This is a genomic window from Nocardia sp. NPDC004278, assembly GCF_053602975.1.
In genome coordinates, this window is sequence record NZ_JBSGEQ010000032.1 from 66,203 (window position 1) to 86,368 (window position 20,166).

Here is a 20,166-nt window from a genome sequence, read left to right on the forward strand (position 1 = left end):
GCTCGCTGCGCTCCCTCACCGTGGGTACCTCTCAATTCATGGATCGAACGAATGACGCCGCGCGCGAAGCGATTTCGGACCATCGGCCCGCGGCGACGTCGGATGGGGCCACGACATCGGTACCCGCGGTCACGGCCACGGCTCCGTTGGCGAGGAATTCGGCGGCATTGCCCGCATTGACGCCCCCGGAGGGAATGAGCGCCACATCGGGGAAGGGGCCGCGCAGGTCTTTCAAGTAGCCGGGGCCGAGTGCCCTGGCCGGGAATATCTTCACCGCGGCGGCGCCGAGGTTGATGGCGGTGAGCACCTCGGTGGGGGTGAAAGCACCCATGACGACCGGGATGTCGCACTCGGCTGCGACGGCAGCGACCTCGGCACGCACGCCGGGAGTGACGAGGAACCGAGCTCCGCGCTCGATCGCGGCCTTGGCCTGGTCGGCGTGCAGTACGGTCCCGACACCGACGACCGCGCCGTCGACGGCCGCCGCCACCGGCAGGTAGTCGAGCACGCCGGGGGTGGTGAACGTGAGTTCCAACGTGCGAATCCCGGAGCGCGCCAAGGCATCTGCCAGTGCCGCCGGATCCGGAATCTCGGGCGCGCGAACCACACTCAGCACCCGGTCGGCGCGAATGACTTCCAGGGCGCCGAGACCGCCATTGGCATTCAATATGTCTCCTTCCGCGAAGCATCCATCCGCAGCGCACGCCCGGCGAGTTTGCCGGTAGGCACGCCGTTTTCGATGGCGAACTCCCCATTGACCAGCACATGCGCAATCCCACGCGCCTGCTGCTTGGGGTTGTCGAAGGTCGCGGTATCGCTGATCGTCGACGGATCGAACAGCACGAGATCGGCGGCGTATCCGGTGAATACCTGCCCACGGTCGCTCAGCCGCAGCCGCTCGGCGGGCCGTCCGGTCAGATGGTGCACACAGTCCTCGAGCCCGAGCACCCCGAGTTCACGAACATAATGGCCCAGATAGCGCGGAAAGGTGCCCCACGCGCGTGGATGCGGCCGATCGCCGACGAGCAGTGCGTCACTGCCGCCCATATGCCCCGGATGCGCCATGATCGCGCGCACGTTCTCCTCGTGCCCGACGTGCTGGAGGATGGTGGTGGCCAGCTGATCTCGACGCAGCAGTTCGAAGAACACCTCGACCGGTGCGCGATCACGATCGGCCGCGATCTCGGCGACCGTCCGGCCGACGCACTCCCCCAACTCCGGGTTGGCGACGCCACTGATCTGAATGGTCTCCCATTCGACCGTGACTCCGTGACAGCCGTCGGAACCATTCACATTGACGTCAAAGGCGATTCGCGCACGCATCTCCGGATCATCGATACGGGCCAGCGCCGCATCCGGGCCACCGGACATCGCCCAACTCGGCAGCAGGGCCGACAGCGTCGTCGAGCCGGGCAGATACGGATAGGTGTCGAGGGTGATATCGCACCCCTCGTCCCTTGCGGCATCGATCAATGCCAGAAATTCCGGTGCGCGCCCGCGGTTCACGCTGAAGTTCATGGTCGCGTGCGTGAGATGCAGTGCGCACCCGGTACTCCGAGCCAGGCCGATCATCTCGGCATAGGCCGCCAACGCCCCCTTGCCGTAGGAGCGGGTATGCGGCGCATAGAACCCGCCGTACTCGGCGACGACCTCGCACAGTGCCGCCAATTCCGCGGTGTCGGCATACATTCCGGGGGTGTAAGTGAGACCGCTCGACATCCCGACCGCACCCTCGCGCAGTCCCTGCGCCAGCAGTTCACACATGCGCCGGATCTCATCGACGCTGGCCGGACGCTGTTCACTGCCGACGACCAGCAACCGCAGCGTGCCCTGCGGCACGAGGTAGGCGGCATTGGGTGTAATGCCCTGATCCAGCCGGTCCAGATACTCCCCGACGGTGCGCCAGGAGAAGTCGAGTTCGCTGGGATTGCCGTTCCACCCGGCGATCTGCCGCCGCAGCACCGACAGCGCGGCGTCATCGATCGGGGCGTAGGAGAGCCCGTCCTGTCCGATGACCTCCGTGGTGACGCCCTGGCTGATCTTCGGGAAATGACCGGGATCGGTGAGCAGATGCAGATCGGAGTGTGCGTGCATATCGATGAAGCCCGGCGCGAGCACCGCATCGGGCGCGGCATCGATGAACCGCGCCGCCGCGGTGATGGTGTCCGGTTCCGCGATCGTGGTGATGCGTCCCCGGTCGATGGCGACATCGGCGCGGAAACGCGGCGCTCCGGTGCCGTCGATGACGTCGATATCGCGAAATACTAAGTCCGTCATGGCGTCAGAAGAAGGTGTGCACGAGGTCGACAACGCGCGGCCGCTCAGCATCGGCATCATCGATGACCGGGATCAGCCGCCACTTGTCGAAGGCCGTGCACGGATGCGACAGCCCCAGCCGCACCACACTGCCGATGGGCACATCGGTGGGCGCACCGCCCGGCAGCCGCAGGAAGGTGTGCTGATCGTTGAGCGCGCTGACATGTGCGTCCGGATTCAGTGGCCCCTCCGGTCCCGCAACGAATTGCGGGACCGGAAGCCCCTCATCGAAGGGAAGATCGCGCTTCCCCGCATCCAGGAGCGCAAGCTCCGCCTCGGGTCGCGAGACGGTGCGCGCCCACCCGTGCATCGCCGAGCGCAGCGGCCGTTCGCTGCGCGGTGCGGCCAGCGGTGAGATACCCGCGTAGAAACCGTCGTCGTGGATGATGTACGCACCTGAGCGCAGCACCACCGTGGTCGGAACACCTTGTGCGCCTTGTTCATCGACGAGCCCGGAGAGACATTCGACGACCAGGTCCGGGTAGGCGCTACCGCCTGCGGTGACGATCGCCCGATCCGGATAGCGACCGGCCGCGGCGAGTTCGCGGTGCAGGCGAGCGAGTTCGTCGAGGTAATGCCGAACGGCGTCGATACCGTCCGGAGTCCGGTCGTGCGCGAGCGCGGCCTCGTATCCGCCGACTCCGGCCAGTGTCAGCCGCTCGGACTTGCCGACCGCCTCGGCGATGGCATGCGCCTGCTCGACGGTTCGCGCACCGGTACGGCCATGCGGCCCACCGAGTTCGACGACCACCCGAATGCGCACATCATCCGACAGCTGCTCGTCCATCAACGCGACCGCCTCGACGCAGTCGACCCAGCAGAGGAATTCGAACTCCGGATCACGCGCCAATTCCTCGGCTACCCAGCGCAATCCGACGGGATCGACCAGCGAGTTGGCCAGCACGATCCGCCCGACGCCGAACGCACGGGCCACCTGCACCTGCCACACGGTGGCCAAGGTAATGCCCCAGCTACCGGCGGCCAACTGCTGGGCCCATAGCTGCGGCGCCATCGTGGTCTTGCCGTGCGGCGCCAAGCGCATACCCGCAGCCGCCGCCCAATCGGCCATGACCGCGACATTCGCCGCGACGGCGGCGCGATCGACGGTCAGCACCGGTGTCTCGAACTCATCGAGGTACGGCGCGGCAGCCAGAAATTCCCGGACCGTGCGGCCCCAGGCCGCGGGCGGCAGACCCTTGTGCTCCGGACCGAGCGTCCGATCCGCCAGTGCAGCAACGGCTTTCTCATCAATCGCCATGTCGCTCCTTCCCGCGGAATCGCCTCCGCATGAGCCATATCTGCCATGCATTGCATATCTTGCAACGCTCGTTGCGCATCCCGTTCAGGCTGGTTATTCTGCACTGGATGGCCGATGGCCGCAAGGGCAGAAGGGAGATCGATGTGACGTGGGCTACTACGTCGCCCCGCCCACGGGCGGTGACCATCGGTGAGGGGCTCGCCGTTTTGGTGGCGCGCCCCGGTCCGCTGGAGGACTCGGACAACTTCGAGCGAACCGCGGGCGGCGCCGAGGCGAATGTGGCGACGGTGCTCACCCAGCTCGACGTGGACGCCGCATGGATCTCGCGGGTCGGCGACGACGGCTTCGGCCGGTACCTGACCGGACATCTCGCGGCACGCGGAGTCGATGTGTCCGCGGTCGTCATCGATCCCGCGCGCCCCACCGCGGTCTACGTGAAAGAGCGCGGCAGCGGTTCGGGCAAGGCCACGGATCTGGCCGAACGCGCCAGCCGCATGCTCTACTACCGCACCGGTTCCGCCGCCAGTGCACTGTCCACCGCCGATCTCGCGGCCACCGCGGCGGCCGGTCTGCTCGAACGCTGCGATGTCGTGCACTTCACCGGAATCACCACCGCACTCTCGGAATCCGCGACCGAGCTCACCGAAGCCCTGGTCACACTGCCGCGCCGGGACAGGCTGGTCAGCTTCGATCTGAATTACCGTCCGGCACTGTGGGCCGGACGCGCGGCGCAGGCCGCCGAGGTGCTGGCCCACCACGTGCGCGGCTGCGATGTGGTCTTTCTCGGCGCCGATGAGGCCGGTGCGGTCTTCGGCGAAGACGACGCCGACCGATTGCGCGCACTGTTCCCGCAGCCGCGACATCTGGTGGTCAAGAACAATGAGCATTCGGTCACCGGATTCTCCGGTACGGAGCGCGTCGAAGTGCCCGCCCTCGAACTGGAGATCACCGAGCGGATCGGTGCCGGCGACGCCTTCGCGGGCGGCTACCTCGCCGCCCTGCTGCACGGACGTCCGCCGGCACAGCGCCTGCGCTTCGGCCATCTGTGCGCCGCCGCCGCACTCACCGGCACCGGCGATGTCGCCGAACTGCCCTCGCCGCGGGCCTTGGAAGTCCTGGCCGACCTCGACGAGTCCGCTTGGGGGCGTGTGCATTACCGCAGAGACGTGTTAGCCGAGAATGTGACGTCATGAACGAGCGAACAATCAACACAGCCGAGCACTCGCTCGTGACGGAGCCGAGCGCCAGCGAGGCGCAGTCATGAGCGAGCGAAGCGAGCGAACAATCAACACAGCCGAGCACTCGCTCGTGACGGAGCCGAGCGCCAGCGAGGCGCAGTCATGAGCGAGCGATTCCAGAACACAGCGTCGGCGACGAGCGGGGCACGGTCATGAGCCAGAGTCTGTTGCGTGCGTTGACCATCCTGCTCTCGCTCGGCGAGGACGCCCGGTCATTGGATCAGCTCGCGGCCGAACTCGGCGTGCACAAGTCGACGGTGCTGCGGCTGCTGCAGACGATGGAGGGCCAGCGCTTCGTCACCCACGACAGCCAGCACCAATACGTGCTCGGCTCACGGCTTTTCGAGCTTGCCAACCGGGCACTCGAACAGCGTGACGTCCGTACCCTCGCGCGCCCGCATCTCAGTGCGCTGAATTCCGCTACCGGCCAGACGATCCACCTGGCCACCTACGAATCCGGCGAGGCCATCTACATCGACAAATTCGATGCCATCCAAAGCGTGCGCATGTACTCGCGGATCGGTCGCCCCGCCCCTCTGCACTGCACTGCGGTCGGCAAGGTGCTGGTCGCCGCGCAACCGCGCGCCGAGTGGCGGGTGATCGCGGAACGCATCGACTACCGCGAATTCACCGACCGCACCATCCGCACCCCCGAACGCTATCTCGCTGAGCTGGAACTCGTTGCCGCACAGGGCTATGCCGAAGACCACGAGGAGCACGAGAGCTTCGTCAACTGCATCGGCGTCCCGGTGCGCAATGGCACGGGGACGGTGGTCGCGGCGGTCTCCATGTCGGTACCGGACATGCTGCTCGACCACGACCAGGTGCTTGCCGAACTGCCGCGGGTGCGCGCGGCGGCCGATGCCATCTCCGGCGAACTCGGCTGGACTCCCGCCCACACCGCACACCCGACCGCAACGAAAGGTTAGTCATGAATGAGCGAAGCGAGCGAACAATCAACACAGCCGAGCACTCGCTCGTGACGGAGCCGAGCGCCAGCGAGGCGCAGTCATGAGCGAGAAGATCGCCGTCCGCACCACCGACGCCCCCGCACCCGCCCACACCTTCTCCCAGGGCGTGCGCAAGGGACCGTTCGTCCAGGTCTCGGGTCAGGGACCGGTCGATCCGGCGACCAACACCTACCTGTTCCCCGATGACGTTGCCGCCCAAACAATTCGGACCCTGCAGAACGTCAAGGCCATTGTCGAAGCCAGCGGCGCCACCTTCGACGATGTGGTGATGTTGCGCGTCTACCTCACCAAGCGCGAGGACTTCGCCATCATGAACGACGCCTACGGCGAGTTCGTCACCGCCAACACCACCGGCGACGTACTACCCACCCGCACAACGGTATTCACCGGCCTCCCACGCGCGGAAATGCTGGTCGAAATCGACGCACTCGCGATCGTCACGCAATAACCGCCAGCACCCCGTCCAAACAGATCGCTGCCCTACCCACTCCAACTGCTCGCCGAGCGCAGTCATAAGGCGGTCGAATACGCCTGGGCACCACCATTCGACTACCTTCGACCGCGCTACGACAGGAGCTAGCTGGACGCGGCGGTGGCTCGAATTCCCTAGCCGGAGTTGCGCAGTGCGGTGGCGAGTCCGTTCATTGTCAACAGAATGCCGCGTTTGACGAGTTCGGAATCGTCGCCCGCGCGCAGCCGTCGCAGCAATTCCACCTGCATCTGGTTCAGCGGCTCCAGGTACGGGAAGCGGTTGTGGATCGACTCCGCCAGGGATGGGTTGTCGGCGAGCAGGTGATCGTTGCCGGTGATTGCGGCGTGCATGCGGATGGTGCGGGCGTGCTCGTCGCGAATCATGCCGAAGATGTGCTCGCGCAGGGCCACATCGTCGACGAGTTCGGCGTAGCGGGCGGCGATATCCAGATCGCTCTTCGCCATGACCTGGGCCAGATTCGACAGCACGGTGCGGAAGAACGGCCACCGCTGGTAGAGGTCGGACAGTGTGGCAAGACGCTGTGGATCACCACCCACCCATTCCTCGAGTGCCGCACCGGTCCCGTACCAGCCCGGCAGCATGACCCGGGCCTGACTCCACGACATCACCCAGGGAATGGCCCGCAGGTCGTAGACCGAATTCGTCGGTTTGCGGGAGGCCGGCCGGCTGCCGATATTGAGATCGCCGACCTCGGCGACCGGCGTGGACTGCCGGAAATATTGGACGAATCCCGGTGTTTCGTGCACCAGACGCGCATACGCCGCCCGCGCCCGCGCCGCCAGATCGTCCATGAGTTCATAGGACGGTTCGGCGTCGGGACCGAGCCCCTCGACATCGAGCAGCGTCGATTCCAAGGTGCCCGCGATCAACGACTCCAGATTGCGGTGCGCCGCACGGGGTTCCGCGTATTTGGCGGCGATGACCTCCCCCTGCTCGGTCAATCGCAACGAACCCTGCACGGCACCGGCGGGCTGGGCGAGAATGGCGTCATAACTGCGCCCGCCACCACGGCCGACCGTGCCGCCGCGACCGTGGAAGAGCCGCAACCGAATTCCGGTCTTGCGCGCCACCTCGATCAGATCCAGCTCCGCCCGGTACAACGCCCAGTTGGCCGCGAGATATCCGCCGTCCTTATTGGAATCGGAGTATCCGAGCATGACCTCCTGCCGCATTCCCTTGGCGGACACCAACTCTCGATACACCGGAACATCAAGCACGGCGGCCAGTGTGTCCGCTCCGGCGCCCAGATCCTCGATGGTCTCGAAGAGCGGCACGATATTCACCGAACAGCTCGGCGGCCCGTCGGGCTCACCCGGATCGAGCAGCCCGCCCTCCTTCAGCAGCAGTGCCGCCTCCAGCATGTCGCTCACCGACGTGCACATGCTGATGATGTAGTTCGGCACCGCCTCGGTACCGAAGGTGTCCACGACATCGCGCGCGGCACGGACGATATCGAGTTCCTTGGCGGCGAGTTCGCTCAATCGCGCATGCGGACCGAGCAACGGCCGACGGGTCCGCAGCTCCGCGGCCAGCAGTTCGACCCGCTCGGGTTCGGACAGGCTCGCATAGTCCGGATGCACACCCGCCCAGGCCAATAGCTCGGCAACGACCTGCTCGTGCACCTCAGAGTTCTGCCGCATATCCAGACCCTGGAGATGGAATCCGAAGGTCTCGATGGCATATCGCAGTGCCGCCAGCCGGTCGTCGGCGAGCAGGTCGTCACCGCTGGCCCGCATCGAGGCATCGATGGCATCCAGATCATCGAGTACCGCCTGCGGTGACGAATATGGTTGCGCCGCAACACCCACCGGCAGTGCCGTATCCGGCACCGCCCCATCCACGGCCTGCGACCGCGCGCCCTGCTCGCCTGGCACCGCGCCGAGCGCACGCTCGGCCGTGACCGCCAGTCGCGACCAGATACCGTGCAGCGCCCGCCGATACGGCTCATCGGCGTACGCGGCCGGATTCGGGTAACCGATCTCCGCGAGCGCCGCCACCTCGGGTGTGACAGGCACCAGTCGCGCCGACAGCGCCAGCGACTTCTCCAACTCCACCAGCTCGTGCAGATACCGGCCGAAGGCGACCGCAGCGGCCTGTTGCGCGGCGGTGCGCACGACATCGGCTGTCACGTAGGGATTTCCATCCCGGTCACCGCCGATCCAGGATCCGGGTCGCAGCATCGGCCGCGGCAGCAGCTCGACACCCGGCCAGCGCGACCGCAGCGCCGCCCGCACCTCGGCATTGATCGCGGGAATCACATCGAACAGGGTGATCTCGTAATAGCGCAGGCCGACCGCGATCTCATCCTGAATCCGCAAACGCTGCAACCGGATCAGCGCCGTGCGCCACAGCGAGAGCACCTGACGGCGGATCCGCAGCTCGAAATCGGCCCGCTCCCGCTCGGTCTCGGAAAAGCGCTGCCGCAACCGCATCAATTCGGTGATCCGGGTCTGCACATCGAAGACGGTCCGGCGCCGGGTTTCGGTCGGATGCGCGGTGATCACCGGCGACACCAGGGCATCGGTCAGCAGATCCGCGACCTCCGCCCCGTCCAGTGCCGCCGCATCGAGTTTGCGATAGGTCGCCGCGAGCGAGGATTCCTGCGGCGGCTCCCCCGCCGCCTCGTGCGCCGCCCGCCGCCGATCGCGCTGGATATCCTCGGCCAGATTCGCCAGCAGCACGAAATAGCTGAACGCCCGGATCAGCGGCAGCGCCACCGTGATATCGACGCCGTCCAGCATCTCCGCCACCGCGCTGCGCCCGACCTCCTCGCGCCGCACCCGGAATGCCTCGATCCGCACCCGTTCGATGAGATCGAACACCTCCGCACCCTCGTGATCACGAATGGTGTCGCCGAGCACGCCGCCCAAGAATCGGATGTCATCCCGGAGCGGCCGGGTCGCGTCCTGTTCGGTGTCGATACGCGCCTGGTTCATGCCCGTGCCTCGCTGGCGCTCGCTTCCATCGCGCGCCATCCGCGCCATGTCATGACTCGCTCGCTGCGCTCGCTCATGAATTCGACCCTACTGCGCGGCGCCACCGGGTTCGCGGTGACATTCGCCTCCGCACGGGTGCACAGCCGCATGTACGGCGGCTGACGCAGGCCGCCTTGCGCACGCCCCTCGGATGGTCCGATCGCCAGGCGCTCACCACGCGCCGAGGCGCTGACCTGGGTTCATGCCGATGCCGATCCGCACCGGCATCGGCGTGATCAGCCGAGGATCTGAGAGAACCGAAGGTGGTTGCCCCACGGATCGCGGAATCCGCAGTCCCGCACGCCATACGGCTGGGTGATCGGCTCCTGGTCCACATCGACGCCCGCATCGCGCAGCCGGGCGAAGGTGTCGTCGACGGCCTCGGTGATGAAGATCAAGGTGCCCTGCGCACCGCTGGCCAGCCGCCCTTTGGCGGCCTCGCGCGCGGCGTCACTCGGGTTCATCTCCGGGTTCTCCAGGATGAATTCGATACCGGGCTGCGACGCCGGTCCGACGGTCAGCCAGCGACCGCCCGGAAACGGCATATCCTGGCGGACCTCGAAGCCGATGACATCGCGGTAGAACTCCAGTGCCTTGTCCTGGTCGCCGACCAGAATGGACACGTGGGTCAGTGCGAAATCCTTGCCGTTGCTCATTGCTGTCTCCCTTGGTTCGAGCGGTACACAGGAATGACGTCTTGCGCATCCTGAATTCATCGGGTTCCCGAGAAGATTTTTGACCGCCTCGGCCGGTACCGCGCCGATTCGTCCAAGATCCCCTGCTCAGCGCCGGATTACTTGACCAGTTCGATGATGTGCGGATCCGTCGCACCCGCCGACGCCGCGACCGGTGGCCGCGAATGCGTCACGACCAAGACCGACGCATCGAGCCCGCCGAGCGGACGCTCACAACTCGCGCAGCACCCGCGCCGGATCGTCCGCCGCGACGGCAGCTCCCGGGCGACGACACTGCCCGCACCGACCACCACGCCACCCCCGAATGACTACCGAGCCCGGCTACGCCGGTGTCATCTGGGTCAACGCGTGCCGAGCAGCAGAGTCTGGGTGCCGCGTCCGATCGGCCCCCTCTGATCGAACAGGCGGGACTCGGCCAGGCCGATGCCGCTGTGTTCCGGGTAGGTGACCGCGTCCAGGCAGATCCACTCGCCGACCGGGTCGCGGTGCAAGGTCACCGTGAGATCGGTATTGATGAAAAAGTATCGACCCCATGGCAGGACGGAGCTGACGCCGTTGCCGAAGTCAGCGGCGGCGAGGGTGCGCTGCAGCGGGCTGAGCGAGGTGCCGGCCACGATCGAATAGCGCAGGCGAATCCAGCACACGGCCGGGCCCGGGGTCTGGAAAGCGCCTGAGACGAAACGGTATTCGACCCCGGTGTGGAATCCGACCGGCTGCGTACTCGGGAAGCTGTGATCCGGGCTCGGCGTCACGGTGTCCGGGCCGGGCCGGGTGCCGGTCGGCAGCATCTCGGTCGGTACGTCGAGTTCCGGGTCAACTGGTCGAAGCCGCCAGGCGGTGGCCTTCAGCACCGGTCCGCGGTCGGAACTCAGTGTGGCCTCGATCAATTCGACACTGCGCCCGGGTTGGGCGACTCGCGCCTCGGCCCGGGTGACTCGCGCTTCGGCCCGCAGCGGCGCGATCGGCACCGGCCCGAGAAACTCCACCGTGACCCGTCCGATCCGGCACTCCGGCCGTGGCTCACACTGCTCGATCACATACCCCAATAGCGCCGACGGTGCCCCGCCGTGCTGGGCATCCGGCGACCACGGCCCACGGGTGAGTTCGGTGGGATGGAACAGGTCCGGGTCCGAGGAGTCGGGCAGGTAGAAGGCATCCATAGTGTTCACTCTTACCGGCCACCAGAAGTTGTGCTCAGCGCGTCACTTCGCGGCGGGTGATGGTCCTCACGATTGCGTCACGCACCGCGTCAGCATGCTGCCGGAGTGCGGATGCCAGGGCCGCAGCGTCCCTCTCCTCCAGAGCGTGCGCGATCTCAATATGTTCGTTCTGGCGCTGAGTTTCGTGTGCACCAACGTCCAGCACCAGGTAGTGAGAGATAAGCAGGTGCAGGTTCAGCGACCTATAGGCGTCACGTTCGACGGCGGAGGGGTCTCGGTTTGATCAGGGTAGATCCGACTGCGCGGAGGACATATAAGCGCTGCGGAGTCTCACTCCCGTGGCGGCTTTCAATCGGGCGTCTTGCCGATCGGCGTGCACCGCCGGATGACTCTGCCCCATGGTTGGCATGCATCGTTATGACGGCAGGAACACCGCAGCCGCCTCGTCGGAGAGCACTGCGGAGCGTGGGGAGTCTTCATCGGTTTGTGCCAGGTGTAGCAGGCCGAGGATGGCCGCGTAGGCGATCCGCGCCCGATATGCCGCACGGTCTGGCGGCAGGCCGAGCTCGCGGTAGGTGCGAGTCATGAGTTCCAGCCGGACTCGGTTCACCTGGCCTACCGCGTCCCTGACCCTGGGATCGTTGCGATCGCCGAGCAGGCTCAAGTGAACCGACGGTGCCAGCGGCTGGACGGCCTGCACGACAGTGGTGAGCAGCTCGCGCAGCCGCCGTGCGGGATCGGCGATCGCGGCGAATTCGGCAACACCCCCTTCGCCGTGACTTCGGACCCACTCCGCGAGTGCCGCCGCGATCAGCTCGTCCCGGTTCCGGTAGTGCGCGTAGAAACTGCCCTTGGTCACGCCGAGTGTCCGCGCCAGCGGTTCGACCGCGACCGCGGCCAGCCCGCCGTCTGCGATCGCCTCGAGCGCGGCCAGTGCCCAGTCCTGGGCGGACAGTCGGGTCGTCTCGTTCACCACGGGCAACAGGATACGCCGGAGTATTGACGGGTCTACGAGCGTAAGATACGGTTGCGTATTAATACGCAACCGTATCCATACGCAGTAGTATTAAGAGGCGATCGGATGGCGCACATGAAGGTTCGGCGGGTGGTCACCGGGCACGACCGCGAGGGTAGGGCCCGCGTGGTCGACGATCGTGATGTCGAGCCCATCACCACCGAGCTGATGCCCGGCTTTGCCGCCTACCGGTTGTGGGGCCGGGACGAGCGGCCTACGTTCCCGGACGACGGCTCGCCGCGCCATGCTGAGACGTGGTACCCGCCCCGGGATGGATCGCGCTTCATGATCAACACGATCCCGCCGGGCGAGCTGGCCCCACCCCCGAACCTCGATACGGTCGCTGCCCTGGAAGAGATGGAGCGGCAGATGCCTGGCGCGATGGCCGTGCAGGACCCCGACACCCCTGGGATGCACACCACCGACAGCATCGACTATGTCCTGGTCGCCTCGGGCGAGGTCACGCTGGAACTCGACGACGGCGAGCAGACAGTGTTGCGGGCGGGCGATGTGGTCATCCAGAACGGCACCCGGCACGCCTGGCGCAACCACGGCACCGAGACCTGCACGATCGTCGGTGTCGCCGTCGGCGCGGACCGCGCCCGGCCCACATAGTCGCTGAACTGAGTTCTCAGCCGACCTCGCGGGCTTGCGGCCGTGGCGCGGACAGGCGCTGTACGAGTACCCGTTCCAGCAGCGCTACGAGTACCTCCTTTACCGATTCCCGGTCTCGCGCATCGCATTCCAGGATCGGGATCCACTCGTCGAGCTCCAGTGCCTCGCGGACCTCGTCGAGTTCGAAGCGCTCGCCCTGTTCGAAACGGTTGACCACCACCACGAATGGCGTGTTGTGCTCTTCGAAATAGTCCAGCACCGGATAGCAGTCCTCGACCCGGCCGGTGTCCACCACGATCACCGCGCCGAGCGCACCGTCGACCAGGTCGTCCCACAGGAAGACGAAGCGGTCCTGGCCGGGGGTGCCGAACAGGTAGAGGATCAGCGAGCTGTCGAGGGTGATGCGGCCGAAATCGAGGGCGACGGTGGTCTGGTTCTTATCTTCGCGCCGCCCCGCATCGTCGACGCCAATGGCGACCTCGGTCATCGCCGCCTCGGTCTCCAGCGGTTCGATCTCGGAGATCGCACCGATGAATGTTGTTTTGCCGACCCCGAATCCGCCGCTGATCACGATCTTGACCGAGGCGGGCATGGGCCGCTCGGCCGCTGGGGTCCGATATTCAGAGTGCCCGTACAAGGTCCCTGATCCTCTCGATGGCTGCGGTGGAAAGTTCGGGGGCGTCCCGGACCGAAACATGCCCGGCGGTCGCGAGATCACTGACGATCACCTTCGCGACGCCCACCGGAACGTGCAGCGCCGTTCCGATTTCGGCAATGGAATGCGGCTGCTGGCACAGCCGAACGAGGGTGCGCTGTTCGAAGTGCAACGGTGCGGACAGCGCGGCAGGCGTTGCCTGCACCAGTGTTTCGATGCGCAGCCCGTCGATCAGCGGTGTGGTGCGTCCCGCTGTGACGACAAAGGGTCGCACGAATCGATCATCGGGGATCTGCACATCCGAACTGTCCCGCGGCGGCCGGTTCGGTCCGAGCCAGCCGAGGGATTGGTTCACCGGGATCATCCGCGGGTCCGGCAGCCGCGGCCGGTCTGGATGTCTCATCTGCGCAACGACTCTCGCAATTCCGAAATGAGCGCCGGGTCGAGCAGCGCACCGGCGCGTTCGGCCAGCACCGCCATCTCGTAGCCGACCAAACCGACATCGCAGCTGCCGTCGGCAATCACCCCCAGGCAGCTGCCGTCACCGAGTGCGGAGACCAGCAGAAAGCCGCGCTTCATCTCGATCATGATCAGCTTCAGACCATCGAATGCGTAACTGCGCGAAGCACTTCGGGCCAGGCTGGCCAGGCCGGAGACCATGGCGGCAAGCCGATCCGCACCGGTGCGGTCCAGCCCATCGGACATGGCGATGAGCAGGCCGTCGGAAGAGACCGCGACGGTATCGCGAACGCCGTCGGTATCGCGCACGAAGTTGGCCAGCATCCAGTTGAAGGTGTGCGGGTCCGCGGTCGGTATATGGGTGGTCACCGAATCTCCTCTGCGGTAGGGGGTGAAGCGAGGGTTTGCGCCAAATCCGTGGCGCGCGGGATGTTTTCGGCCTCCGGTCGCGGCGGGGTGGGAGCGCCGCGCTCGTGCCCGGCACGGAACGACGAGAGCATGCTGCGGACTTCGGCCGGTGAGCGTTCCGCGGTCGCAGTGCTGGGCGGGTTCGGGGTGAGAACCCTTGGCGTGCTGTCGCTTCCGCCGCCAGCCGCACGTACTCGCTTGTTGCGCTTGATCAATCCGTTCTTGGTTCGCTGCACATCGGCCGGTGCCGCATCGGATTTTGATACTGCCGTGGCCGTTTCGGGCATCGGCCACAACGCGCCGCTCGCCGAAGACGGGATGGCCGGTCGCGGATCACCGGTCGCGGGTACAGCGTCGGTTGGAAAGACCTCGGACAAGGCCCTATCGCCCGTGGGGACAACCTCGGACGCCGCCCTGTCGCCCCTTGTTACGGCTCGGTCGGCGTCGGTTCCGATGGATGCGACATCATCGCCGAAATCGTCCGGCGCGGAATGGAAGCGCGCAAACGGCGCCGGTGCCGGTGTCGGCGATGGAAGTTCCGGTCGTGCATGCACGGGTCCACCGGACCGCTGTCGCCGAGGCCCGGCACCGTCGTCCGCGGATCCGCCGGTCATTCGCTTGCCATGTGTCGGCGCCCCAGGTCCCGAAGCGCTGTTGAGCGGAGCACCGTCGATCTGACGCCCGTTGATCAGTACATCGTCGATCTGAGCCGCGTAGAGCTGAGCGCCATCGACCTGAGCACCATTAACCTGGGCACCACTTGCCTGAACACCACTAACCTGGGCACCGTTGACCTGGGCACCGTTGACCTGGGCACCGTTGACCTGGGCACCGTTGACCGGAGCACCGCTGACCGGAGCACCGCTGACCGGAGCACCGCTGACCGGAGCACCGCTGACCGGGACACCGTGTCTCGGCCTACCGAGCACCGGTCTCGCCGAAACAGCCTCACCCGCGGCGGATCCCTCCGAGGCACCGACAAACCCCACCGTCGACTCGGCACTCCCCCGCGCACCCGACACCGCACCAGCGGCCAGCGAGCCCCGCTCCCCAGCCGCAGCTACGTCGTTCCCACCCGCAGGGGACCCTCCAGCAGCACCGACAAGCCCGGCCGCTGCCGACTCGGTAGGCCCCGGCATACCCGGCACCGCACCAGCGGGCACCGCCCCCGCCTCGCCCCGCTCCCCGAGCGCACGCCGATCCTTCTCTCCCGCAATGATTCCCGCCGGCAGCAGCAGCCGCGCGACGATCCCGCTCACCGGCGACACATTCAACTCGACATCGATCCCGAGTCGCCGCGCCAACTGGCCGACCACGTAATGCCCCAGATACCGCATCGGCGCGACAATGAAATCGGTTTCGCCGCTCAGCCGGGCATTCGCCTCGTCCAACTGTTCCACCGGCATGCCGACACCGTGATCCACCACCGCGAGCAGATATCCGTTGGGCAGCTTGCGCCCGTAGATCTCCACCTCCATATCCGGTGGGGAGAAGGCCAATCCGTTCTCGATCAGCTCGGCGAGCATATGCGCGAGATCGCTGACCACCGCGCCGGTGATCGCGACTTCGTCCACCCGCCGCAGCACCACCCGGCGATAGTCGTCGACCTCGGACAACCCAGCGCGGATCACATCGGTGAGCGCGATCGGCTCCGCCCAGCGCCGCGGGCTCGCCGCACCCACCAGCACCAGCAGACTTTCGGCATTGCGCCGCATGCGGGTGGCCAGGTGATCGAGCTCGAACAGATTCGACAGTCCCTTGGGATCGAGTTCCTCGCGTTCGAATTCACTGATCAGCCCGAGCTGACGGCGCACCAGATTCTGATTGCGCCGCGCCAGATTCGCCATCGATTCGGTGGTATTGCGCCGGATCAGCGCCTGCTGCGAAGCCAATTCGAAGGCCGTGCGCTGCACGCCGTCCAATGCCCCTGCCACCGCGGCGATTTCGGCACTCGCACCGCGCGGTGTGCGCACGGGTGCTGGCGGATCCGGGTGGGTCTCACCGGATGCCTGCCAGGCCGCGATTACCTCGGGCAGCCGGTGATTGGCGACATCATCCGCCTCTGCCGCCAGCGCGCCGAGCGGGCGCACGATGGCGCGCACACTGGCAACGACCACCGCCACCTCGGCGGCAATGGCGATCAGCGCCACGAGCAGAAAGCCGCCGAGGGTCAGGAACGCATCTCGGCGCAGCGCCTCCGCACGCCGCTGCACATCGTTGCCGACCGCCTGTTGCACCGCGCGCTGTTCATCGATGACCGCCGTCATCTGCGCCCACCAGGTGCTCGGATCCACCGAACGCACCAGCGGACCCGCGCTCGACGCGATCGCGATCCGCTCCGATTCACCTGCCTTGACGGCATTCTCACTGCGCAGCACCGCATCGAGCCGGGCCTGCTGTGTTGCGGTCGCATCGCGCGCGAAGGCGGTCAGCCCGGCCATCTTGGCGGCGCGGATATCGAGGAACTCGACATATTCGCCATTGCGGAATTCATCGGCGGCGAAAACGCCATTGAGGAAGCCGCGCTCCTTGGCCGTCTGCTCCTTGGCCTCGCCGAGCGCGTACAGCGCCGCCAAGCCGTGCCGCACCTCCGCATCGCGCGCCTGATCGAGCCCGAGCGTCAGACGATTCAACGCGGAAATACCGTCGGTATAGAACTGGAAGGCGGCCTGCCTGCTGGTCCGGCGGGCGTCGATCTGCGTGCGGGTCGCATCGAGCGCGTCGAATTGTCCGATCGCCGAACGCACTTGGGCCGCGCCGGGCGCATCCCCGGCCGCCGCCGCCTCGAGTGCACGCATCGCCCGATCTGTTTCGACCCGCTGGTCGGACACGGCCTGCACCAATCGGATATCGCCGCCGAGCAGGCCATTACTGAGCCCGCGTTCGCGCTGCGCCTGCTGCACCAGATCCTGTACGGCCAGTGCGAGTGAGACCGCGCGCACGGTGTCACCGCTTTCGCGGAACGCCTCGACCTCCCGGGCGACCGTCACCCCGAGCAGCGCCAGCACCAAAACCAATGACAGGACAAGGATTCGAGCCAATTGCCCCCGAATCGTACGCGGCCGCACTATTCTGTTTCCGGCAACCTGGCGTTCACTTCCGGGATCGGCAGCAATATCCGGTGTGCCCCCGGATTTTTCCGACCGTTGACGTAAACGCACCACCCTGCTCCTCCGATTGCCAGACCGCGACGGCTCTACGGCGAGCGCACGGAAAGTCACGCAGCAGCCTGCACCTGGGGTTTGGCACTGTCAACGCGAAAAGCGGACAAAACGGGCATCGAACGCATTTGTATACACGCTGGTAATCCAACGTTTCCGCGGTATCGATCCGCTCACACCATGCCGCTCGAAGGTGTGACGTGACGGGCATCGCACACGGCTGCGCCGAGGGTTTCAGCGCGCATGATTCTGCACTGAATCCTCGACGCGCGCCTCCCCTCTCGCCCCCCAATGCCGGGGATACCGTTTGATAGGGTCGACCTTTCCAGATAGTCGCAGCTAGAGAGGGCGGGGATGGCGCACGGATGGAAGTTGATACTGCTCGCGGCGGCTGTTCTGCCGGGGTTGGTCGCGTGCGGGGGTTCTAAGAGCGGTAGTCCGACCGCGAGCAGTGCGACAAGCGCGGCGCCGGTCAAGCTGTTCGATCCGTGTACGCAGATCCCCGACGGCACGCTCACGGCTGCAGGCGTGGACCCGGCGACGAAAGATAGCGGTGTCGCGGGCGTCCACCAATCCGGTTGGGAAATCTGCGGATGGCGGGGGCCCAAGTACTACATAACCGTGTACTCCACCGCCCGCCCGGTCTCGGACTTCGAGACCAAGTCCGGGAACGTCGAGTTCCGTGACGTCACCGTCGGCGGTCGTCAGGGCAGGCAGTTCCGGGTCGAAGGCGGCTCCAAGGACCTCCTCTGCGATGTGGTCTTCCCAGCTAAGCAGGGTGTTCTGCAGATAGAACTCAGCAACAGGGCCGCACTGGACAATCCCGAGAATCCATGTGTGCTGCTCAGCCGATTCGGTGCCGAGATAGTTCCAGTACTACCGCAGTGAACGTTCAGGGAGGGGCATCTGCATGAGTAGCGACGACATCGCACAGTGGCACAAATTCGCGGACCAGGCACGCAGCGGCGAGCTGTACTTGGATGACGAGCAGGCAGCCCGAGCCTGCATGACTGCATGTGATGACCGGATCACCACGCTAGAGGACATGCTTGTCTTCGCACAACGCGCCCAAAACGTCTCCGGCTTTGGTGATTTCCACATGGCCGACGATCTGGCCAAGGTGTTCAAGGCCCAAGCCTCCGGGGAGAACAACTCAATAGACACGATCATTCGCGAACACATCGAGGTCGTCAAAGATATGGGCCATATCATGGCCCTATCCATCAAACGCATTACCGGTCAAGACGTCACCAACTCCATTCACTTCAACACCAACACCGACTCACCACGTAGCTAGCGCTGCCCAGATAGATCGCAGCGCTATCCACTTCGGCTGCTCGCCGAGCGTAGTCATATGGCGTCGAATACGGCCTGGGCGACCACCATTCGACTACCTTCGACGGGCCCCTGACCCCAGGGGGCGATACGGCAGGAGCTATCTGGACGCCGCAGTCGAGCCACAGCGGATGCTCTCGCCCTCGATCAGATAGTTTCATCTGAATGCTTCTGGGGCGTAATAGCTTCCGCCCAGAACTCGTGCCGCACCGCATCCCACAACCGGGACAGGTTCGGATATTTCTCACGCATATCGGCCAGATCGGGCGCGCCCACCGCGAAATCAGCGCAAAGCAAAGGCCGCACACTATCGATAACGCTGCGCACGAGCATAATTCGGATGCGCCAATTGTCGATCTCCCAAATGACGACCCACCCATCGACTTCGGTGCGACGCTCGCGCATATACGGCCCCATCGGAGTCAATTCCTGTAATCGGCAGTGCCGTTCGAGTCGGGCACGGCTACCGCCAGTTCGGACAACCTCTCCAATACCTCGCGCAGCGTTCGTAGCGGAGGTGCGCCGCACACCGGCGGTTGCGCGTCCAGCTGCGGGAAGGCGATATTGCGCGCCGCAGCCCGCTCGCGCGGCGTCAGTGTCTGCGGCGCGAGATGCCCCGCGGCCACCAGCGTGTAGTACGCCGCCGATTTCCAGATACACCGATCGACCCGACATACCCGGTGCTGCCGCATCAACTCGTGCGCCAATCGCACATCGGCACGACCGCAGACCCGCGGCGGGGTGAGTATCGCCTCGTCGCTCATGCCGCACCCGTCTCGACCTGTGCCGAACCCGCCACGCGCGCCCACGTGGTTGCGGGACAGACGGTTTCGAGATCGAAGTCCTCACATACTCGTGCGGGCCGATCATCCACCTGGTCCAGGCCGTAGACCACGATCGCGGCCACATCCAAACCCGCCGCGATGCCGATCGCGTAGCCGATCGCATCGTCGATATCCTGCGGCGGCCGGATGGTGTACACGTAGTGATAGCCGAGCGCACGGGCGTGCCGCTGCACGGCGATCGCGTGCCGAGGCGCTTGCAGTCCCGACACATCGCCGCGCACCATTCCGACCGCCTTCGGCCGCTCGCGTTCGATATCGGCAGCGCCCGATCGAGCGCTCGCGGGCCGAATCTCGGCCGTCCTCGAATCGGGAGGCACCGTATTGTGGTCAATTGCTGTCGGACCGGACACGGGGATACCTCCGAAAGATATTGTGACGGCAGCGATTTTGGAACGTCAGACGGCGGGGCGCGGCATCGCCGAATTCGCCACCGCGCGGGGTGGTTGAGCGAGGGCGAATGTTCGGTAGACCCGACCGTCTGGCGCATAGCCAGTAAAACACCCAACAGGTAGGTTGGGAGCACTCCAATTCGATTCGGCCCGAATCGAATTCGCTCCAAACAGGCTG

20 protein-coding genes are annotated in these 20,166 nt (G+C 66.0%); 6 read left to right on the forward strand and 14 right to left on the reverse strand.

Annotated features, from left to right (window positions below; all coding sequences use genetic code 11):
* Nucleotides 1-31 precede the first annotated feature (31 nt).
* From ACWEO2_RS34790 to ACWEO2_RS34800, 3 genes are read right to left on the reverse strand one after another with little or no spacing between them, the layout of a single operon-like run.
* The gene (locus ACWEO2_RS34790) at nucleotides 32-667 is read right to left on the reverse strand and encodes a bifunctional 4-hydroxy-2-oxoglutarate aldolase/2-dehydro-3-deoxy-phosphogluconate aldolase (RefSeq protein WP_452409236.1); all 636 of its coding nucleotides are present in this window, start codon (nucleotides 665-667) and stop codon (nucleotides 32-34) included.
* Nucleotides 664-2,277, reverse strand: a complete 1,614-nt coding sequence (locus ACWEO2_RS34795) for an N-acyl-D-amino-acid deacylase family protein (RefSeq protein WP_452409237.1) — start codon at nucleotides 2,275-2,277, stop codon at nucleotides 664-666. The genes ACWEO2_RS34790 and ACWEO2_RS34795 overlap by 4 nt, the downstream gene beginning before the upstream one ends.
* A gap of 4 nt (nucleotides 2,278-2,281) precedes the next feature.
* Entirely contained in the window at nucleotides 2,282-3,574 is a 1,293-nt protein-coding gene (locus tag ACWEO2_RS34800; RefSeq protein ID WP_452409238.1) for an amino acid deaminase, read from the reverse strand.
* A gap of 107 nt (nucleotides 3,575-3,681) precedes the next feature.
* On the opposite strand from ACWEO2_RS34800, the gene ACWEO2_RS34805 reads away from it, so the two are divergent.
* The 3 genes from ACWEO2_RS34805 (at nucleotide 3,682) to ACWEO2_RS34815 (ending at nucleotide 6,231) form a co-directional block, all read left to right on the forward strand.
* Nucleotides 3,682-4,767 (forward strand): sugar kinase, encoded by a 1,086-nt coding sequence (locus ACWEO2_RS34805; RefSeq protein WP_452409239.1) that lies wholly within the window; start codon nucleotides 3,682-3,684, stop codon nucleotides 4,765-4,767.
* A gap of 197 nt (nucleotides 4,768-4,964) precedes the next feature.
* Entirely contained in the window at nucleotides 4,965-5,741 is a 777-nt protein-coding gene (locus ACWEO2_RS34810; RefSeq protein ID WP_452409240.1) for an IclR family transcriptional regulator, read from the forward strand.
* A gap of 82 nt (nucleotides 5,742-5,823) precedes the next feature.
* Nucleotides 5,824-6,231, forward strand: a complete 408-nt coding sequence (locus ACWEO2_RS34815; RefSeq protein WP_452409241.1) for a RidA family protein — start codon at nucleotides 5,824-5,826, stop codon at nucleotides 6,229-6,231.
* Between the two features lie 158 nt (nucleotides 6,232-6,389).
* Here the strand turns inward: ACWEO2_RS34815 and ppc are convergent, their stop codons facing one another.
* The 4 genes from ppc to ACWEO2_RS34835 all read right to left on the reverse strand — a co-directional run bounded on the left by ppc (nucleotide 6,390) and on the right by ACWEO2_RS34835 (nucleotide 12,082).
* Entirely contained in the window at nucleotides 6,390-9,212 is a 2,823-nt protein-coding gene (gene ppc / locus ACWEO2_RS34820) for a phosphoenolpyruvate carboxylase (RefSeq protein WP_452409242.1), read from the reverse strand.
* 275 nt (nucleotides 9,213-9,487) lie between these two features.
* Entirely contained in the window at nucleotides 9,488-9,907 is a 420-nt protein-coding gene (locus ACWEO2_RS34825) for a VOC family protein (RefSeq protein WP_452409243.1), read from the reverse strand.
* Between the two features lie 380 nt (nucleotides 9,908-10,287).
* Complete coding sequence (locus ACWEO2_RS34830) at nucleotides 10,288-11,106, reverse strand: thioesterase family protein (protein ID WP_452409244.1); 819 nt, start codon at nucleotides 11,104-11,106, stop codon at nucleotides 10,288-10,290.
* Nucleotides 11,107-11,521: 415 nt separating this feature from the next.
* Nucleotides 11,522-12,082 carry a TetR/AcrR family transcriptional regulator gene (locus ACWEO2_RS34835; protein WP_452409245.1) on the reverse strand — a complete coding sequence of 187 codons (561 nt, stop codon included), beginning with the start codon at nucleotides 12,080-12,082 and terminating at the stop codon, nucleotides 11,522-11,524.
* A 114-nt stretch (nucleotides 12,083-12,196) separates the two neighbouring features.
* Between ACWEO2_RS34835 and ACWEO2_RS34840 the strand changes: the two genes are divergently transcribed.
* Nucleotides 12,197-12,736: a cupin domain-containing protein gene (locus tag ACWEO2_RS34840; RefSeq protein ID WP_452409246.1), complete on the forward strand. Its 540-nt coding sequence runs from the start codon at nucleotides 12,197-12,199 to the stop codon at nucleotides 12,734-12,736.
* Between the two features lie 16 nt (nucleotides 12,737-12,752).
* On the opposite strand, the gene ACWEO2_RS34845 is transcribed toward ACWEO2_RS34840, so the two are convergent.
* Genes ACWEO2_RS34845 through ACWEO2_RS34860 form a run of 4 tightly spaced genes read right to left on the reverse strand, consistent with a single transcriptional unit; the run spans nucleotide 12,753 to nucleotide 17,299 of the window.
* Nucleotides 12,753-13,328 (reverse strand): GTP-binding protein, encoded by a 576-nt coding sequence (locus tag ACWEO2_RS34845; RefSeq protein WP_452409247.1) that lies wholly within the window; start codon nucleotides 13,326-13,328, stop codon nucleotides 12,753-12,755.
* A gap of 28 nt (nucleotides 13,329-13,356) precedes the next feature.
* A complete protein-coding gene (locus ACWEO2_RS34850; RefSeq protein ID WP_452409268.1) occupies nucleotides 13,357-13,755 on the reverse strand; it encodes a DUF742 domain-containing protein in 399 nt (132 codons plus the stop codon).
* A gap of 35 nt (nucleotides 13,756-13,790) precedes the next feature.
* Nucleotides 13,791-14,219 carry a roadblock/LC7 domain-containing protein gene (locus ACWEO2_RS34855; protein ID WP_452409248.1) on the reverse strand — a complete coding sequence of 143 codons (429 nt, stop codon included), beginning with the start codon at nucleotides 14,217-14,219 and terminating at the stop codon, nucleotides 13,791-13,793.
* Nucleotides 14,216-17,299, reverse strand: coding sequence for a nitrate- and nitrite sensing domain-containing protein (locus ACWEO2_RS34860; RefSeq protein WP_452409249.1), 3,084 nt, complete (start codon nucleotides 17,297-17,299; stop codon nucleotides 14,216-14,218). Before ACWEO2_RS34860 ends, ACWEO2_RS34855 begins: the two co-directional genes overlap by 4 nt.
* A gap of 474 nt (nucleotides 17,300-17,773) precedes the next feature.
* Here ACWEO2_RS34860 and ACWEO2_RS34865 point away from each other — a divergent pair, with 474 nt between their 5' ends.
* Together ACWEO2_RS34865 and ACWEO2_RS34870 are read left to right on the forward strand one after the other, a co-directional pair.
* Entirely contained in the window at nucleotides 17,774-18,307 is a 534-nt protein-coding gene (locus ACWEO2_RS34865) for a DUF3558 domain-containing protein (RefSeq protein ID WP_452409250.1), read from the forward strand.
* 22 nt (nucleotides 18,308-18,329) lie between these two features.
* Complete coding sequence (locus ACWEO2_RS34870) at nucleotides 18,330-18,716, forward strand: hypothetical protein (RefSeq protein WP_452409251.1); 387 nt, start codon at nucleotides 18,330-18,332, stop codon at nucleotides 18,714-18,716.
* 185 nt (nucleotides 18,717-18,901) lie between these two features.
* On the opposite strand, the gene ACWEO2_RS34875 is transcribed toward ACWEO2_RS34870, so the two are convergent.
* From ACWEO2_RS34875 to ACWEO2_RS34885, 3 genes are read right to left on the reverse strand one after another with little or no spacing between them, the layout of a single operon-like run.
* Nucleotides 18,902-19,159: a hypothetical protein gene (locus tag ACWEO2_RS34875; protein WP_452409252.1), complete on the reverse strand. Its 258-nt coding sequence runs from the start codon at nucleotides 19,157-19,159 to the stop codon at nucleotides 18,902-18,904.
* 17 nt (nucleotides 19,160-19,176) lie between these two features.
* Complete coding sequence (locus ACWEO2_RS34880; RefSeq protein ID WP_452409253.1) at nucleotides 19,177-19,518, reverse strand: hypothetical protein; 342 nt, start codon at nucleotides 19,516-19,518, stop codon at nucleotides 19,177-19,179.
* Complete coding sequence (locus ACWEO2_RS34885) at nucleotides 19,515-19,916, reverse strand: hypothetical protein (RefSeq protein WP_452409254.1); 402 nt, start codon at nucleotides 19,914-19,916, stop codon at nucleotides 19,515-19,517. The genes ACWEO2_RS34880 and ACWEO2_RS34885 overlap by 4 nt, the downstream gene beginning before the upstream one ends.
* Nucleotides 19,917-20,166 lie beyond the last annotated feature (250 nt).

What these genes read in the sequence shown, in the direction of transcription:
- ACWEO2_RS34795 (WP_452409237.1), bottom strand. Translation starts at nt 2,277, where the DNA reads ATGACGGACTTAGTATTTCGCGATATCGACGTCATCGACGGCACCGGA.
- ACWEO2_RS34800 (WP_452409238.1), bottom strand. Translation starts at nt 3,574, where the DNA reads ATGGCGATTGATGAGAAAGCCGTTGCTGCACTGGCGGATCGGACGCTC.
- ACWEO2_RS34805 (WP_452409239.1), top strand. Translation starts at nt 3,682, where the DNA reads ATGGCCGATGGCCGCAAGGGCAGAAGGGAGATCGATGTGACGTGGGCT.
- ACWEO2_RS34810 (WP_452409240.1), top strand. Translation starts at nt 4,965, where the DNA reads ATGAGCCAGAGTCTGTTGCGTGCGTTGACCATCCTGCTCTCGCTCGGC.
- ACWEO2_RS34815 (WP_452409241.1), top strand. Translation starts at nt 5,824, where the DNA reads ATGAGCGAGAAGATCGCCGTCCGCACCACCGACGCCCCCGCACCCGCC.
- ppc (WP_452409242.1), bottom strand. Translation starts at nt 9,212, where the DNA reads ATGAACCAGGCGCGTATCGACACCGAACAGGACGCGACCCGGCCGCTC.
- ACWEO2_RS34825 (WP_452409243.1), bottom strand. Translation starts at nt 9,907, where the DNA reads ATGAGCAACGGCAAGGATTTCGCACTGACCCACGTGTCCATTCTGGTC.
- ACWEO2_RS34830 (WP_452409244.1), bottom strand. Translation starts at nt 11,106, where the DNA reads ATGGATGCCTTCTACCTGCCCGACTCCTCGGACCCGGACCTGTTCCAT.
- ACWEO2_RS34840 (WP_452409246.1), top strand. Translation starts at nt 12,197, where the DNA reads ATGAAGGTTCGGCGGGTGGTCACCGGGCACGACCGCGAGGGTAGGGCC.
- ACWEO2_RS34845 (WP_452409247.1), bottom strand. Translation starts at nt 13,328, where the DNA reads ATGCCCGCCTCGGTCAAGATCGTGATCAGCGGCGGATTCGGGGTCGGC.
- ACWEO2_RS34850 (WP_452409268.1), bottom strand. Translation starts at nt 13,755, where the DNA reads ATGATCCCGGTGAACCAATCCCTCGGCTGGCTCGGACCGAACCGGCCG.
- ACWEO2_RS34865 (WP_452409250.1), top strand. Translation starts at nt 17,774, where the DNA reads ATGGCGCACGGATGGAAGTTGATACTGCTCGCGGCGGCTGTTCTGCCG.
- ACWEO2_RS34870 (WP_452409251.1), top strand. Translation starts at nt 18,330, where the DNA reads ATGAGTAGCGACGACATCGCACAGTGGCACAAATTCGCGGACCAGGCA.
- ACWEO2_RS34875 (WP_452409252.1), bottom strand. Translation starts at nt 19,159, where the DNA reads ATGCGCGAGCGTCGCACCGAAGTCGATGGGTGGGTCGTCATTTGGGAG.
- ACWEO2_RS34880 (WP_452409253.1), bottom strand. Translation starts at nt 19,518, where the DNA reads ATGAGCGACGAGGCGATACTCACCCCGCCGCGGGTCTGCGGTCGTGCC.